Source organism: Pseudomonas sp. Lb2C2 (genome assembly GCF_052112205.1).
GTDB lineage: Bacteria > Pseudomonadota > Gammaproteobacteria > Pseudomonadales > Pseudomonadaceae > Aquipseudomonas > Aquipseudomonas kilonensis.
Map to the genome: position 1 here is coordinate 765,362 of NZ_JAUTYW010000001.1, position 15,623 is coordinate 780,984.

Consider the following 15,623-nt stretch of genomic DNA (forward strand, 5'->3'; position numbering starts at 1 on the left):
TCCGTGTTGTGCAACAGCAAGCCCGCGAGACAAAACCCACGGGCCGAGGATTATTCGCCGTAGATATCGAAGTCAAAGTACTTCTGGCGAATCCGATCGTAAGTGCCGTTGGCGCGAATGGTCGCCAGCGCCTGATTGAAGCGGCTCGCCAGCGTATCGTTCTTGCGTACCGCAATGCCGATGCCCGTGCCGAAGTATTGTTCCTCGGTGAAATTGGGCCCGACAAACTCGAAATCCTTGCCCTCGGGACGCTTGAGCAGGCTCTCGTCGATCACCACCGAACTGGCCATGGTCGCGTCCAGGCGCCCGCCCAGCAGGTCGAGGAATATTTCGTTTTGCGAACCATAGCGCACTACCTCGGCGCCCGCCGGGGCAAAGCGATCGGTGACATACCGATCGAAGTTGGTCGCCCGCTGCACCCCGATCCGCTTTCCTTTGAGTTGTGCCGGAATATCGTTGATGCCACTGCCCTTGCGAAACACCAGGCGCGCCGGGATGCGGTAGTAGCGATCGGTGAAGTCCACCGACTTCAACCGCTCGGGGGTGATGGACATGGAGGAAATCACCGCGTCGACTTTCTTCACCTTGAGCGCTGGAATCAAACCGTCGAATTCCTGTTCCTGCCAGACACAACGGACTTTCATCTCGGCGCAAAGTGCCTGGCCGATGTCGTAGTCGAAACCGACGATGGCGTTGTCCGGGGTTTTCGAGGCAAAGGGCGGATAAGCCGCCTCAATGCCGATGCGCAACGATGACTCGGCGGCTTGCAGGCTCGTACCGAAAGCCAGCAGCGAGACGAGGCCCAGTTTCAAGGCGATGCGTTTAACGTTCATTCATTTGCTCCAGATGCGATGTTATTGATTTCGGACGCTCCACAGAAGTCGTCCGTTATGGCAGCAGCAATGTGAACAAGCCCGGGCGGTTACTCTGGTGGTCGCCTGCCCGGTGACAGCACAACGGTGATCCGGCCGACGGCCTCAGACCGCCGCCGTGACAATCAGCTCCAGCAAAATTTCCGGGTCGTCGAATGCCACCTGGGCCGTGGCCCGCGCTGGCGTCTGCGTGGCATCGAGCCACTCGCTCCACAGCGCGTTCATCGCGGCGAAATCCCGGCCCATGTCCTTCATCCAGATCTGCACACTGAGCAGTCTGTGCTTGTCGCTGCCCGACGCGGCCAGCAGCTCATCGATCCGCTGCAGCACCTGACGGGTCTGGCCCTGGATGTCCTGACTGCAATCGGTGGCCACGACGCCGCTGAGCCAGGCCACGCCGTTGTGCACGACACTGCGGCTCAGGCGTGGGTTGCTTTCGATGCGTTGAATACTCATGAAGGTTCCTCGACGGAAAGACGCTCGCCGGCCAATTGGGCGAGCGTGATGGGTTTGAGGGGCGAACGGATGCGGTAATAGCCCACCTCGGCGGGTGACACGCGGCGGCGTTCGGCGATGATTTCAGTGACGCTCAGACCGCATTGGCGCCCCTGGCACGGGCCCATGCCGCAACGGCCGAAGGCCTTGGTCTGGTTGGGCCCCAGGCAACCCAGGTCGACGTAACGGCGAATGTCGCCAGCACTGACCTCTTCGCAGCGGCACACCGTGACGTCATCAGCGGGGATACGATTCTGGGACCGGGGGCGATACAGGGTGTCGAGCAGAGGCCGTGCGGCGCGGGCGCGGCGTAACAGCCGCTGCAGAGCGCGCGCGTGCGCCGGCTGGCCGGCGATTGCCAACGCGGCCAGGCGCCCCTCCAATTGCGCCACCTGGGCCCCGCCGATGGCGCCACCGTCACCGGCGATAAAAATGCCCGGCACGCTGCTTTCACCCCATTGATTGCGGCGCGTAATCCAGCACAGTTGCTGTTCATTCCAGTCGTGCTCCAGACGCAACGACCAACTGACCTGGGTGTTCGGCACCACGCCTTGATGCAACAGAATCAAATCGGCGCAAATGCGCTGCGAGCGGCCTTGACTGTCGAAGCTCAAGGCGCAGGCCCGATCCGTGCCGTCAACCTGCAGGTTGCAAGCACCGCGAAAATGCTGGACGCCGGCACGCTTGAGCTCCGCCAGCAGCCCCAGTCCTTTGAGCAGGTCGCGCCAGCCGCGCAGCGCACTGGGCACTTGCCGCCAGGCCCGCAGCAGATCGCTTCGATGGCTGGTATCCACCAGGGCTTCAAGCGCGATCCCGGCGCGCAGGTATTGCACCGCCAGCAAGTAGAGCAATGGACCACACCCGGCCAGCACCACTGGAGTGGCCGGCACCATGGCAGCGCTCTTGAGCAGTATCTGCCCGGCCCCGGCGGTCATGACGCCCGGCAAGGTCCAGCCGGGAATCGGCATCGGCCGTTCGAAGGCCCCCGTGGCAATCAACAGATGGCGCCCTTGCAAGACTTCGGCACGCCCCTCGAACAGGTAGTGCACCTGACGCTGCGGCGTCACCTGCCAGATGGCTGCGTTGGGCAGATAGCGGGCACCGCATTGCAAAAACTCGGCGGCCAATTTCGCCCCGGCCACGTAGTCGTCACCCAACACGGCACGTCGGCGCGCGTCAGCCTGGAGCACCTGGCGATAAATCTGCCCACCCGGGCTGGCCTGTTCATCCAGCACGACGACCGACAGGCCGTGGGCCCTGGCTTCGAGCGCAGCGCTCATTCCCGCCGGACCCGCGCCGATAATGATCAGGTCGATGACTGCATTACTCATCGCCGCCCTCCTGCCACGGTGCCAGGCAAGCGGCTCCGCGTTGGCGACGCACGCGCATGCCGGAACGCACCGGCACCAGGCAAGCCTGGGCATTGGCTTGTCCGTCCACCTCCACCAGGCATTCGAAGCACGCGCCCATCATGCAATAAGGGGCGCCGGGGCGACCGTTGATCGCGCTTTCGCGGGTGTGGCGAATGCCACAGGCCAACAGCGCCGCCGCCAGGGATACCTCGGCGGGTACCGTGAGCGGTTTGCCTTCGAATTCGATCTGCACGGTGTGATCTTCCGAAGCCAATGGCCGGAACAGACTGTCAGCCGACATGGCGCACCTCTGCTTGCAGGTTGAAACGGTGCAGCCCGAATGGCTTCACCGCCGGGTCATCGAATTCGCCGGCGATCCAGGGCGCCAGGCGCAAGGCGTGAGCGGCGGCCAGCGTCACACCACTGTGGCAGCTGACAATCGACAGCCCCGGGCAGCTCTGGGGCATTTCGTAGATCGGAAAGCCATCGGCGCTCATCACCCGCAGCGCCCCCCAGGCCCGCACCAGTCGTACCAGGCCCAACCGCGGAAAACACTGCACCGCGCGCCGGGCAATAGCCGCCATGACCTGGCTGCCGGTGCCGTCATCGAAGCCCGTTGACTCGTGGGAATCACCCAGTTGCAGCGTGCCCTCGTCGGTCTGGCGGACATAGGTAGTGGGGTACTGCAGAAAGGGCTCAAGCCGCTCGGTGACCAGAATCTGCCCACGGTTCGGCTGCACCGGCACGTCCAACCCTACCCTGGCCCCCAGCGTCCGATTGCCGAGGCCAGCGGCCAGGACCACCTGGCGGGCAGCCCAGCGCTGCTCTCCTGCCCGCAGTTCGAAGCCCTTGGTGCCCGTGTCGATAGCCTCGATGTGATGGCCGTTGATGAGCTTGACCCCGCGAGCCTGGCAGGCGGCGTAGAGCGAGCGCAGCAGCTTGAGCGGGTTGACGTGGCCGTCCATGGGCGAAAAACAGCCGCCCACTACATCAGGCCCAATGCCGGGCAAGCGGGCGCGCAGTTGCGTGGCGTCCAGCAGTTCAAAGGGGTAGTCGCCAGCAAAGGCGTCACGCAGCCAACCCAGTCGATGACTTTCCTCGGCCATTTCCACGTCGCTCAGGCACAACTGGAAGCCACCCTGTTGGCGCAGGTGGACGTCGATGCCGGTATCGGATTGCAACGCCGCGGCGAATCGAGGCCAGAGCGCCACCGATTCCCGCGTCCATTGCGCATAAGGGCTCATCCGGTAGCCCTTGCCCTGGACCCAAAGCAAGCCAAAGTTGCCCCGAGCAGCGCGAATGGCGTCGTCGCCTTCGTCGAGCACGCTCACCTGACGCCCGAGCAAGGCCAGCCCATAGGCGATGGACATCCCTACCAGCCCCCCCCCTACGACAATAACATCAGTTTTTTGCATGGCTTTCTTATCGCTGTTTTCGGCGCTACTCATTCAATCAGGCGCCGGCCCATGGCTGGATTAAGTGGTTGCGCTCGATCCTAGGGCCATGACAACGCCTTGAAAAATGCTTTATTTTGGCAATCTCATGTCTTTTTGTTATGGATTGGATTGGCCTATGAACCTCCGTCAGTTGGAAGCCTTTCGCGCCGTGATCCTGGGCCAGACCGTGACCCGGGCCGCCGAAATGCTGCACATCTCGCAGCCGGCGGCGACCCGGCTGATAGCCAGCCTGGAAGAGGACATCGGATTCAGCCTGTTCGACCGGGTCAAGGGGCGACTGCAACCCACTGCCGAGGCCATGACCCTGTATCAGGAAGTGCAACGTTCGTTGTTGGGCGTGGAGCGCATTGCGCGTACCGCCCAGGACATCCGCACGCTCAAGCGCGGTTCACTGCACATTGCCTGCGCACCGGCCATGGGTTTGTCGTTCGTGCCCCGGGCAATTGCCGCGTTCATGGCCGAACACGATCAAGTGCAGATATCGCTGGTGGTGCATTCGTCCCGGGAAGTCGTGGACCTGGTGGTGGGCCAGCGCTGCGACCTGGGCCTGATCGTGCTGCCCAATACGTACCCCAGCCCTCGCGCGGAAAAATTGCTGGCCACGCGCATGCTCTGCGCCCTGCCCGCCGGCCATCGCTTGCAGAACCAGGCGACGATCCGCCCGGAAGACTTGCAGGGCGAACCGTTCATTTCCTACCCACAGTCGATTGCCTCGCGCCAGCACATCGATGCGATCTTCGCCGCCCATGGTGTAGACCGCGAACTGCGCCTGGAAACCCAACTCTCGCTGCCCATGTGCGCGTTTGTGGAACAGGGCCTGGGCGTGGCACTTGTGGATGCCATCAGTGCCGTCGAGTACCGCGGCCAGGGCATCGTCTTCCGGGCCTTCGAACCGGCGATAGAAATGGACTTCAGCATGCTCCTGCCCATCCAGGGGCCGGTTTCCAGGCTGCAAGCCAGCTTTCTGGAGCACATGCAGCGGTTCATCGAAGCGCAGGTGCCGGCGGCCTATCGGTTCTGATGTGACCGCCAATCGCCCACCAATGGATCCACTGATCAGATAAATTGGCTATTTATCCGGCAATACCGTTGACAACTAAATTAGTTAAGAGAGTTAATGGATCCACAGACAAGAACAACATCCGCCTGGAGATCCCTCATGTACCCCAAAAATGCCTGGTACGTTGCCTGCACCCCCGATGAAATCGCCGACAAGCCCCTGGGGCGCCAGATCTGTGGTGAGAAGATGGTTTTTTACCGGGGGCATGAAGGCAAGGTCGCGGCGGTGGAAGACTTCTGCCCCCATCGCGGCGCCCCGCTCTCCTTGGGTTATGTCGAAAACGGCAACCTGGTGTGCGGCTATCACGGCTTGGTGATGGGCTGCGACGGCAAGACCGTCGAGATGCCGGGGCAACGGGTACGAGGCTTCCCTTGCAACAAGACCTTTGCGGTACAGGAACGGCATGGGTTCATCTGGGTCTGGCCCGGTGACCAGGCGCTGGCCGACCCGGCGCTGATCCATCATCTGGAATGGGCCGAAAGCAATGAATGGGCCTACGGTGGCGGCCTGTTCCATATCCAGTGCGACTATCGCCTGATGATCGACAACCTGATGGACCTGACCCACGAAACCTACGTCCACGCCTCGAGCATCGGCCAGAAGGAAATCGACGAGGCGCCGCCGGTGACTACGGTCGAGGGCGATGAAGTGGTCACCGCCCGGCACATGGAAAACATCATGGCCCCGCCGTTCTGGCGCATGGCCTTGCGCGGCAACAACCTGGCCGATGACGTGCCGGTGGATCGCTGGCAGATCTGCCGTTTCACCCCACCCAGCCATGTGCTGATCGAAGTCGGCGTGGCCCATGCCGGCAACGGCGGCTATCACGCCGCGCCGCAATTCAAGGCGTCGAGTATCGTGGTGGATTTCATCACACCGGAAACCGAGACGTCGATCTGGTACTTCTGGGGCATGGCCCGGCACTTCCAACCCCAGGATGACGCCCTCACCGCGTCCATTCGCGAAGGCCAGGGCAAGATTTTCAGCGAGGACCTGGAAATGCTCGAACGCCAACAGCGCAACCTGCTGGACCATCCGCAACGCAACTTGCTCAAGCTCAACATCGACGCGGGCGGCGTACAGTCCCGCCGGGTGCTGGAGCGCTGGATCGCACGGGAACGGGAAGAACAGGCCGGGTTGATCGCCAGCAGCCATCAACCACAGCTGGCGGAGCAACGGCCATGATCGAAGTCCAGGTCGCGGCGCGACACAACGAGGCCCTCGATATCTGCAGCTACGAATTGACCCGTGTCGATGGCCAGCTGTTGCCGGCCTTCACCGCCGGCGCCCATATCGATGTGCACTTGCCTGGCGGGCTGATTCGCCAGTACTCACTGTGCAACCATCCCGAGGAGCGGCACCGCTACCTCATCGGCGTGCTCAAGGATCCGGCGTCCCGCGGTGGTTCGCGCAGCCTGCATGAGCTGATCCAGCCAGGTATGCGCTTGCACATCAGCGAACCGCGCAACCTGTTCACTCTCGCTCCGCAAGCCCGGCGCAGCCTGCTGTTTGCCGGCGGCATCGGCATTACGCCGATCCTGTGCATGGCCGAGCACCTGGCCCAGAGCGGCGCGGCGTTCGAGCTGCATTACTGCGCCCGCGCCCGGGACCGTGCGGCCTTTGTCGAGCGCCTGCGCCAGTCTCCTTATGCCGACCGGGTCTTCCTGCATTTCGATGAAGAACCTGAAACCCTGCTCGACGCCGCCAGAGTGCTGGCCGCGCCCGGTAACGAAGTGCACCTCTATGTCTGCGGCCCTGGCGGGTTCATGCAACACATCCTCGACACCGCCAAGAACCAGGGTTGGGAGGAAGCCTGCCTGCACCGCGAATACTTCGCCGCCGCCCCTACCGACACCCGCGCCGATGGCAGCTTTTCGGTCAAGCTGGCCCGCAGCGGCCAAGTGTTCGACGTGCCGGCGGACTGCAGTGTGGTGCAGGCGCTGGAGCGCCATGGCATCGAGATCCCGATCTCGTGCGAACAAGGTGTCTGCGGCACCTGCCTGACGCGTGTGCTGGAAGGTGTGCCGGAGCATCGGGACATGTTCCTGACCGAGGCTGAACAGGCCTGCAACGACCAGTTCACGCCGTGTTGCTCCAGGTCCAAGACACCGATGCTGGTACTGGACCTCTAACACAGGACATTGTGGGAGCGAGCCTGCTCGCGATGGCGTCGGCTCAGTTGCATTGATGTTGACTGACCCACCGCTATCGCGAGCAAGCTCGCTCCCACAGGGGATTGGTGGTGAATGACAATCCAGCTGTTACCTGCAACCGGGCGGGTTACTCCGAACGAAGAATCACCGTCATCCGCTCGTCAGCCAGCGTCGAGCCGAAGACTTCGGCGTAGCGCAGGGTCGCGTTGGCATGCTCGCGCATGATTGCCTCGGCGCGGCCGCTCTGGCGGTTGATCAGGGCGTCGAACACCGAATGGTGTTGCATATGGGCATAGTTGAAGCGGCGAAATTCGCCGGACATGTTCTGGCGATCCACCGCCAGGGCGGTGACTGAGGCGAATGGCAGATGATCGTTGCGGGCCAGGGCATCGGCAATCGCCGGGTTGTGGCTGCCTTCGACGATCACCTGGTGAAAGCGCATGTTGAGGTCGTGATAGACCTCCAGGTCATCCTCGGTCACATAGCCCTTGGCGAACAGTTCATCGCCCTGCACCAGGCATTGCTCGAGTATCGCGCGGGCCTCCTCAGACAAGCCATGCTCAGCCGTCTGCCGTGCAGCCAGGCCTTCCAGCACGCCACGCACCTCCACGGCCCCGGCGATCTGCTCGGCACTGACCGAACGCACCTGGAAACCTCGTCCGCCGAAGCGCACCAGCAACCCTTCCTGCTCCAGGGTGCGGAACGCCATGCGCACCGGCATGCGCGAAACGCCGAACAACTCGGCCGTGGGGATTTCCATCAGGCGCTCGCCAGCGGCCAACTCGCCCGAGGCGATCATCTTGCGCAGCGCAACCAGCACCGTTTGGCCGGGCTTACTCATCCAGGCGATTCCACAGAAAAGAAGCCGTCATAGTAGAAGGCTTGACGCAGCGTGTCACGGCAAGGCAGTGACAGCCAGATTGGCTGCCACTGCGGGTCGTTCAAATCCCTGCCAACTCGCGCAACTGCGCCAGGGTCTGCTCGTCCAAGCTAATCCCATGCTCATTGGATTTGCTGCGTTCGCGATGGCGACGGTCTCCCGGCAAGCGCCGCAACCCGACGCCATGCATCTGCCTGACCAGCTCCTGGCTGCGCTCGGCGAAGTTTTGCCCGGTGGTCTTGCTCGGGTCGATCACGATCAGCAACTGACCGGTCCACGGGGTCTTGGCACCCGGATGGTTGTGCCAATCGAATTCGAAGGAAAAATTGCCGCCAGTCAGGGCTGCCGCCAGCAACTCGACCATCATCGACAGCGCCGAGCCCTTGTGCCCGCCAAAGGGCAAGAGCGCTCCACCTTCGAGAATCGCCTTGGGGTCGCGAGTCGGCTGGCCAAGGCTGTCCACGCCCATTCCTGGCGGCAACAACTCGCCCTTGCGTGCAGCAATCTGTACGTCGCCGTGGGCAATGGCGCTGGTGGCGAGGTCGAAGACAATCGGCTCACCGTCAGCCCGTGGTGCGGCGAAGGCAATGGGATTGGTGCCGAACAATGGACGGTCCGCGCCATGGGGCACCACACACGTCATGCTGTTGACCACACTCAACGCAACCAGGCCTTCATAGGCAAACGGCTCGACATCCGGCCAGAGGGCGGCAAAGTGATGGGAGTTGCGAATGGCCAGGACGGCAATGCCGGCGCTGCGGGCCTTCGCCACCAGCAATGGACGCGCTGCGGCCAGGGCGGGCTGGGCAAACCCGTTGCCGGCGTCCACGGCGACAAACCCTGACGCCACGTCCTCGACCATCGGCACGGCCTTGCCGTTGACCCAACCGCTGTCGAGTGTCGAGACATAACCGGGAATGCGAAACACCCCATGGCTGTGGGCGCCGTCGCGCTCGGCCCCGGCGCAGTTTTCAGCCAGGCACCGAGCGACTTCGGTCGACGTGCCATGACGCAGGAAAATTTTCTCCAGCAAGCTCACCAGAGCATCAAAAGACAAGGTGCAAGAAGCGGCATGATCGGATGGCGCAGACATCTGAAGCTCCAGAATGATTGTTGGAGGTAGCAACAGCGTAAAGGACCCGCCGGGTGATTAAACACCGTTTCAGGCGCGCACTGTCAATCCTTGTCCACGGCATCTGCCCGGCCTGGCAGGTCGAAAACCAGCATGCGGTAACTATGTACCACCTTTGCTCATTCATCGGTGCCTAGTCTGGCGGCTTCCTCCACGTTCGCGCCGCCTTGAGGCGCCCTGATCGAGAAGCCACGATGCTCACTGAAACCACGCCACTTTTATTTCCCGAGGTATTGCACGCCCATCGCCTGGACGAATTGACCGCCACCCATGGCCTGACGCAGGCAGACCTCGACTGGTTGCAGCATATCGCCCTGCCCGACCACACCCAGCGCGCAGCGCAGACACCCCCGATGTTCGCCGAAACCATTCTGTTGCAAGCCGATGAAAAACCACCCATTGCACTGGCTGGCTGCTTTGTCCTCAGCACCTCGTCGAACAGCAGCGAAACCAGCACCCACCCGGTGTTCCTCTACACGCCAAGTGGTGGAATCAAAAAATTCGACAACCTGGTATCCCTCGAAGAAAAGATTGACCAGATGCGCCGGGACACTGCGCAACGCGACGACCTGTTCCGTCTCTTGTCGATTTCCCAGCGCAGCGAACTGAACAGCACCACCGACATCAGGCAGACCCGGCAACTCATCGAAGAAGATGTTTTCAAGACCCAGCTCGAATCCATCGAGCATGCCCAGAGCCTCAATGCCCTGGCCATGGTGAATGAACTGATCAAGTTGCCCTCGTTAAGATCGATGCTTGACCAGATATTGAACGAGGCACTGCCGGACCTGGATCATCGACAGATCCGGGTGGCCTTCAGCAAGGGGGTTTACCCGGGAAATCCAAGGGCAATCCAGGTGACCGAAAGCATCCCTCTGAGCGATGCCATCTTGGGCTATTTCCATCATCAGGGTTGGCCTGTAGGGCATGACATCGATCTGACTCATCCGGGTACGCCCGCATCGCCCTATACCCCGCAGCAATGGGAAAACATCATAAAAGACATTGCCAGGAAACTGATTCCGACGCTTATCAGCTGCCTCGATGCCTTTTGGGAGAACACGACGACCCACTTTTATATGTCTCGGCGCAAACTGCTTTCACAAGTCATCCACGATGGACTCTGGGCAACCATCCTGGTCGAACGGGAGAAAAGGCACCTGACGGATGAGCAAAGTCGTGAACTGCTCCGATTGTTCAGGCCCTCCCGCCGGGACGAGACACTGTTGTTCATCGAAACGATTCGCCTCTGGGAACATGAGCCGCACTTTGTAGAACTTGCAGGTTCCTTGATGATCAGCGCCAAAGGAAACTATCTCTATACCCCCATGCAGGGTCTTCAGAAGATAGACAACCACCTCGGTTTCAAGGCTGCGCTGTTCGGTAACCCCGCAAGCACCGCACAAAAGGAAGCGCTCTATAGCCTCCTGAGTCTGGAGGAGCGCAATCGTTTCCTGCGCTTTGACGAGCCACAGATATCGGGCAAGCCACTGGACTTGCCAGTGTCCGAATCCCTGGCGAACGCCATCATCGGGAAACAGAAGAACAATCTCCATTACGCATTGGAGATGTCTCGCCAGGGTGATGTCGACATCCACCCGCTCATCGACAAGGCATTGGATATACGCAGCCTCATCAACAAAAGCCTATTGGACCAGCCTACTGCCGGACACTGGGGGACGCATCCCGCTTTTCATGGAAGTCTGCGCCCGTCCAACTTCATGGCTGATCAGATGCAAAGAAAGGTCAAGAGCTACACCGATGTCGAAGCGGCTTTCGACAGTCTCTTTACCCGGTTGCCGATGTCCCACAACGTTTCGCTGCACAATGGGCTCAGGCAATTACTGGCGGAACTGACCAATGTTTTTTCCTTGGGAATACGTGCCGAGGCCGAACTCAGGGAACTTAACGCGAGCCTGCCGTCGATTGCGAATGACCTGATCAGAACGGTTTTCGCCTACGACTCAGAATACCCGGACCGCGCACAACGTATCGGCGTCAGGGGCTTTCGGCCGGATGTCTATTCATTGACGCTGGCCTGTAGCGAAGAAGGCCGAACGGTTTATCTGCCCCTTGCCAACTGCTTTTTATTAACCGAGCGCGGAGGCCTCGATACACCCTATTCGGGCATGGCAATCCTCTGGACGCCCGCCGATGGCTTGCAGGCTTTTTCCTCCGTCGAAGTTGCCACCCGGCAATTGAATCGGCACCTGCTCGACCCCCGGAAACGCTTTGGCTTGCTCGCCAACCTCACGCCGGCCCAACGCCAACCTCATGGCCACTATCAACTCCAGGCGTATGAACTGATCGAGGACAACGTGCTGGTAAATCGGATGAATTCGTTCATCAAACACTTTGAGGCCGAGCATGCTTATCTGAGCACCTTGAAGGCCGGGAGCTGGCAATTGACCGGCAAGGCACTGTCGAGAAGCCTTCAGGCATTGCTGAACAAAGGCGCGCCCACCAACCTCAAGCGCGCCACCCACATTGCCCAGGCCAATAAGCAGCAACAGAAACTTCCCGCCTGGCTCGGTACAGCGGCACTTGACGATCAACGCCTGCACGTCGAGTTGCTTGAGCAATATAAAAACAGCGTGGTCGATGGCAAGGACTATCTGGACGGCATCGAGCCGCTGCGCACCTATGTGCGTAATAAATTGAAAGCGCTGCTGAGCGCACGCTTCGCAACAAACAACCTTGACCCCGACACCATCCAGATCACACCCAACCTCGCCATCGTCGGGCCGGCAAGCTCGCTGACCGACTTTGCCTTGCATCACATCGAAGTGACCCGGGAAGGGTTCAAGGTTTCTTCAACGTCCACGCAGAAACTGCCGGACGGCCTGAACGAGACCGCTGTCAGGCAGATGTTGTCCTCTTTGGATATCTCGACTGACTATAAAACACAGGTAACGCAAAAACTGTCCGGTACCACCGCGCACGCCCAGCAAAGAAAAACAGCCTTCCGCCAACAAATGCCCTGGCAGTTGCTGCAATACGCTCACGCACGCTATCTGCAACAACACCTTTCCCCCCTGGCCTTTGATCTGATCCGTCAGGTGGTGGACATGCCCGATGCCATCGCTCGCAAAGCAGTTGATGGTGCCAACGCGTTTATTCGCCCGCTGGAGTTGATCAAGACCGGCGGTGCAGTGCCGGTTAAAGCGCAGGGGCTCTACTTGATCGGTTCGAGCGTCGATGCGACAAGTCCTCAAGTCCTGTATTCGCCCTACCATGAGGGTCATCACTTCACCGAATTCCAGGATGAACAAAGTGTCATTGCCGCATTCAATACGCCAGGGATGCTTCAGGATCTTCTCATTCGCCGACTTCCCGAGCACCAGCAGGCCACATTCAGGCACCTGTTCGCCGCCACGCTCGGGCAGCGATCGGAAATCACCCTGGCCTCGAACCCTATCCAGACCAACCTGCTCGACACATTGTTCGACGACAATGCGGCATTGTTATCAGACATGCTGACCACACAAACCAATGAAAGCCGACAGTTTGACTGGGGAACGGTCCTGCACCTGTTCAGCTCCGGCATCAAGTTGGTGGAGGGGCAGTTGTCGGGCAAACTGACGTTTATCGAAACGCTTTGGGACAGCTACCAGGACTTCAAGGCCTCAGCCGAAGCCTTGCAGCAGCATGACTGGAAAACAGGCCTGCACGACTTTATCGCTGGCGCCGCGGAGATGGTGTCGCTGGGCCTGATGAATCGCGAGGATACATTCGGTCTTCTCGATCCCATTGAACCGCTCTCCCGAGGAGCCACGTTGGCCAATCGCTGGAAGGACATCGCTTCCACCGCCCAGATCCGTACCGACCTGAACGTCTTCGAGGCCATGGGCATCAGCCTGTCGGAGCTGCAACTGGACCTGATGACCGGAACCTACAAGGCACTGGAAAACGGCAGGCTGTATATCCCCCTTGCCGGTAAAGTCTTCCAAGTAGCGCAAGCCGGCCAAACCTGGCGAATCGTGCATGAGCATGCAGAGGGGCCGTTCTTGAAAAAGTCGCCTGACGGCCGGACATGGGAACTTGATCCGCAACGCCAGACCATACGCTTTGGCAAGGCCGGATCGAAAATGGCCGTCACCTACAGCGACTTCAAGGCCAAGGGTTCACTGAATATCGAAGCAAAGGGCATGGCTGAGATACGCAGGAAATATCCGTACCGTGCAAACGTGATCATGCAGGCACTGGAGACCGCGAGGTTCTACTCCTTCAATGCCCTTCACAACTTTGATCAATTCAAACGACAACCACTTGCGGGCTCTCGGCTGGATAATTTCCTGAGAATGTTTTTTGGGGTCAACAGCATCGACGCTCGTCTTATCAGCAAGATAGAGACGGCGATCTTGCCCATATGCCGGGCGTTGGCCGATCCATCCTGGGCACTACAGAATGCCGACCGCATCGTGATCGGCAACCTCAAGCACCTGGAAGATAGAGCAACCGCCTTCGTACTCGAGCCGGCAGCCGTGGGACGAATCTATATCACGCAGTTTTTCTTCGACATGGGCCTGGATTGGTACAAGGCCGTCGTACCCGAGTTCTTCAATGTCGATGCGCATGCCCAGGGGGCGACCTTCATCCACGAAATTTCCCATCAGTTGTTCAATACGTTCGACATCATCTACCTGGACGCCGCACTGCCATTTCTCGATCTGATTTCAACAGCGACTTACGCCGGAAAGTTGCAATACAACAAGCAAAAGGACCTGCAACTCAACGGGCTTTCATTGACCACACCCAAGTCAAAACTGTTCACCCAATGGGACAGCAGGGATAACACCTACAAGAAGCTGGAGCTGCTGCCCGGGTACAGGGAAACCACCCGGGAAATCCTGAAGATTACCGGCGCCAGAACCATGGATAACGCGCGCGATGATTTTCTCGATCCGATTTTGCCGGACAAGCGCATCGACGTCATACTTCGCAACGCCGACTCGCTCACGCTCTTGATTTGTGAATTGGGACGCCAACTCGACCCAAGCCCGTCCCGGCAAATTGCCGTGCCTTGATGGGTTTGAGTTGTTGATCTTTTTTTCACGCAATGTATGCGACGGTAAGCCACGACGAATGTTTGTGTGAAAAAACAGGCTCATTGATGCGTAAACGCCATGACGGCTGTTCTCGGCAGCGCATGCCGAAGGTTAGAATGCGGCAAACCAGGAAGAGTCAATGACCGAACATACCCTCTCGGAAGCCGAATACGACGCCATTACCGATGCCGCTGCCCATTGGTGCATGCGTTTGCATGCCGTCGATTGCACCGATGCCGAACGGCAGGCGTTCAAGCAGTGGCACGATGCCGATCCCCTGCATGCGTTCGAATACGAAGCCATGCTGGAGATCTGGGCTGTTGCCGATCATCTGCCGCGCGTCGAGTCGGCGCCGGCTGTTCCAGCGCGCCGCCCCCGGTCGCGTTGGAGCCGTTTGGCGGTCGCCGCTGCGGTGTTTGTAGTGGGCATGCCCCTGGCTGCCTACACCGGTTGGAACCTGGGCTGGATTGCCAATTCCTACCAGCGCTTCGAAGCCGGTACCAGCGTACGCCATGTCACCCTGGGCGATGGCAGCGAGGTCGAACTCAACCTGGGCAGTGAGCTGGTATTTGCCAACTACAAAAACGAGCGCCGGGTGACGCTGGAAAAGGGCGAGGCGTTTTTTGACGTCAGCCATGACCAACAGCACCCGTTTGTCGTTCGGGCCGGCCAAGGTCAGGTGCGCGTGACCGGTACTCGCTTCAACGTATGGATGTACCAGGACCAGGTGTTGGTCACGCTGCTGGAGGGTTCGGTGAGGGTGACCAGCAACCAGGCACTCACCAGTAACGGCCTGTCGCTTTCCCCGGGCATGCAGGCCAGCTACAAGGCGGGCGACCATCAGCCGCAAGTCCGTGAGACAGCCCCCAATGACAGCTCACTGGCGTGGCGCAACGGCAAACTGGTGCTGGACAACCTCGCCCTGAGCGACGCACTGCCGCTGATCAACCGCTACCTCGACCGTCCCGTCATGCTGGCCGACAACAGCACCGGCGGCCTGCGTATCGGTGGCGTCTACAACATCAGCGAAGTGCAGAACCTGGTGCCTTCGCTGCCAAAAGTCCTGCCGGTCTACCTGACCCAGAACAAGGACGGCAACCCGGTCCTCAACTCCATCGGACAACGACCGGCCACTCACTGAAAGCTTTGCTCCCACAGCTTGAATCGGTGCCAG

General features: G+C 60.2%; 12 protein-coding genes. 5 read left to right on the forward strand and 7 right to left on the reverse strand.

The window, feature by feature from the left end; genetic code table 11:
• Nucleotides 1-50 precede the first annotated feature (50 nt).
• The 5 genes from Q7F16_RS03260 to Q7F16_RS03280 all read right to left on the reverse strand — a co-directional run bounded on the left by Q7F16_RS03260 (nt 51) and on the right by Q7F16_RS03280 (nt 4,134).
• Nucleotides 51-833: an ABC transporter substrate-binding protein gene (locus tag Q7F16_RS03260; protein ID WP_003202106.1), complete on the reverse strand. Its 783-nt coding sequence runs from the start codon at nt 831-833 to the stop codon at nt 51-53.
• 144 nt (nt 834-977) lie between these two features.
• A complete protein-coding gene (locus Q7F16_RS03265; RefSeq protein ID WP_046064324.1) occupies nt 978-1,328 on the reverse strand; it encodes a RidA family protein in 351 nt (116 codons plus the stop codon).
• Nucleotides 1,325-2,698, reverse strand: coding sequence for an FAD/NAD(P)-dependent oxidoreductase (locus tag Q7F16_RS03270; protein ID WP_409556955.1), 1,374 nt, complete (start codon nt 2,696-2,698; stop codon nt 1,325-1,327). The genes Q7F16_RS03265 and Q7F16_RS03270 overlap by 4 nt, the downstream gene beginning before the upstream one ends.
• Nucleotides 2,691-3,020 (reverse strand): (2Fe-2S)-binding protein, encoded by a 330-nt coding sequence (locus Q7F16_RS03275; RefSeq protein ID WP_409556956.1) that lies wholly within the window; start codon nt 3,018-3,020, stop codon nt 2,691-2,693. Before Q7F16_RS03275 ends, Q7F16_RS03270 begins: the two co-directional genes overlap by 8 nt.
• Complete coding sequence (locus tag Q7F16_RS03280; protein WP_409556957.1) at nt 3,010-4,134, reverse strand: NAD(P)/FAD-dependent oxidoreductase; 1,125 nt, start codon at nt 4,132-4,134, stop codon at nt 3,010-3,012. The genes Q7F16_RS03275 and Q7F16_RS03280 overlap by 11 nt, the downstream gene beginning before the upstream one ends.
• Nucleotides 4,135-4,291: 157 nt before the next feature.
• On the opposite strand from Q7F16_RS03280, the gene Q7F16_RS03285 reads away from it, so the two are divergent.
• The 3 genes from Q7F16_RS03285 to Q7F16_RS03295 all read left to right on the forward strand — a co-directional run bounded on the left by Q7F16_RS03285 (nt 4,292) and on the right by Q7F16_RS03295 (nt 7,368).
• Complete coding sequence (locus Q7F16_RS03285) at nt 4,292-5,197, forward strand: LysR substrate-binding domain-containing protein (protein ID WP_014338259.1); 906 nt, start codon at nt 4,292-4,294, stop codon at nt 5,195-5,197.
• 138 nt (nt 5,198-5,335) lie between these two features.
• Nucleotides 5,336-6,421 (forward strand): aromatic ring-hydroxylating oxygenase subunit alpha, encoded by a 1,086-nt coding sequence (locus Q7F16_RS03290; protein WP_046064321.1) that lies wholly within the window; start codon nt 5,336-5,338, stop codon nt 6,419-6,421.
• A complete protein-coding gene (locus tag Q7F16_RS03295; protein ID WP_409556958.1) occupies nt 6,418-7,368 on the forward strand; it encodes a PDR/VanB family oxidoreductase in 951 nt (316 codons plus the stop codon). The genes Q7F16_RS03290 and Q7F16_RS03295 overlap by 4 nt, the downstream gene beginning before the upstream one ends.
• 148 nt (nt 7,369-7,516) lie before the next feature.
• Here Q7F16_RS03295 and Q7F16_RS03300 read toward each other — a convergent pair whose 3' ends face one another.
• Both Q7F16_RS03300 and Q7F16_RS03305 read right to left on the reverse strand, forming a co-directional pair.
• The gene (locus tag Q7F16_RS03300) at nt 7,517-8,230 is read right to left on the reverse strand and encodes a GntR family transcriptional regulator (RefSeq protein ID WP_046064319.1); all 714 of its coding nucleotides are present in this window, start codon (nt 8,228-8,230) and stop codon (nt 7,517-7,519) included.
• A 100-nt stretch (nt 8,231-8,330) separates the two neighbouring features.
• A complete protein-coding gene (locus tag Q7F16_RS03305; protein WP_046064318.1) occupies nt 8,331-9,362 on the reverse strand; it encodes an Ldh family oxidoreductase in 1,032 nt (343 codons plus the stop codon).
• A gap of 233 nt (nt 9,363-9,595) precedes the next feature.
• Here Q7F16_RS03305 and Q7F16_RS03310 point away from each other — a divergent pair, with 233 nt between their 5' ends.
• Nucleotides 9,596-14,428, forward strand: a complete 4,833-nt coding sequence (locus Q7F16_RS03310) for a dermonecrotic toxin domain-containing protein (RefSeq protein WP_409556959.1) — start codon at nt 9,596-9,598, stop codon at nt 14,426-14,428.
• Between the two features lie 160 nt (nt 14,429-14,588).
• Nucleotides 14,589-15,590, forward strand: a complete 1,002-nt coding sequence (locus Q7F16_RS03315) for a FecR family protein (RefSeq protein WP_409556960.1) — start codon at nt 14,589-14,591, stop codon at nt 15,588-15,590.
• The last annotated feature ends 33 nt before the right edge of the window (nt 15,591-15,623 follow it).

Bases quoted from the DNA above. Each gene is read 5' to 3' on its own strand.
- Q7F16_RS03260 (WP_003202106.1), bottom strand. From the start codon at position 833: ATGAACGTTAAACGCATCGCCTTGAAACTGGGCCTCGTCTCGCTGCTG.
- Q7F16_RS03265 (WP_046064324.1), bottom strand. From the start codon at position 1,328: ATGAGTATTCAACGCATCGAAAGCAACCCACGCCTGAGCCGCAGTGTC.
- Q7F16_RS03270 (WP_409556955.1), bottom strand. From the start codon at position 2,698: ATGAGTAATGCAGTCATCGACCTGATCATTATCGGCGCGGGTCCGGCG.
- Q7F16_RS03275 (WP_409556956.1), bottom strand. From the start codon at position 3,020: ATGTCGGCTGACAGTCTGTTCCGGCCATTGGCTTCGGAAGATCACACC.
- Q7F16_RS03280 (WP_409556957.1), bottom strand. From the start codon at position 4,134: ATGCAAAAAACTGATGTTATTGTCGTAGGGGGGGGGCTGGTAGGGATG.
- Q7F16_RS03285 (WP_014338259.1), top strand. From the start codon at position 4,292: ATGAACCTCCGTCAGTTGGAAGCCTTTCGCGCCGTGATCCTGGGCCAG.
- Q7F16_RS03290 (WP_046064321.1), top strand. From the start codon at position 5,336: ATGTACCCCAAAAATGCCTGGTACGTTGCCTGCACCCCCGATGAAATC.
- Q7F16_RS03295 (WP_409556958.1), top strand. From the start codon at position 6,418: ATGATCGAAGTCCAGGTCGCGGCGCGACACAACGAGGCCCTCGATATC.
- Q7F16_RS03300 (WP_046064319.1), bottom strand. From the start codon at position 8,230: ATGAGTAAGCCCGGCCAAACGGTGCTGGTTGCGCTGCGCAAGATGATC.
- Q7F16_RS03305 (WP_046064318.1), bottom strand. From the start codon at position 9,362: ATGTCTGCGCCATCCGATCATGCCGCTTCTTGCACCTTGTCTTTTGAT.
- Q7F16_RS03310 (WP_409556959.1), top strand. From the start codon at position 9,596: ATGCTCACTGAAACCACGCCACTTTTATTTCCCGAGGTATTGCACGCC.
- Q7F16_RS03315 (WP_409556960.1), top strand. From the start codon at position 14,589: ATGACCGAACATACCCTCTCGGAAGCCGAATACGACGCCATTACCGAT.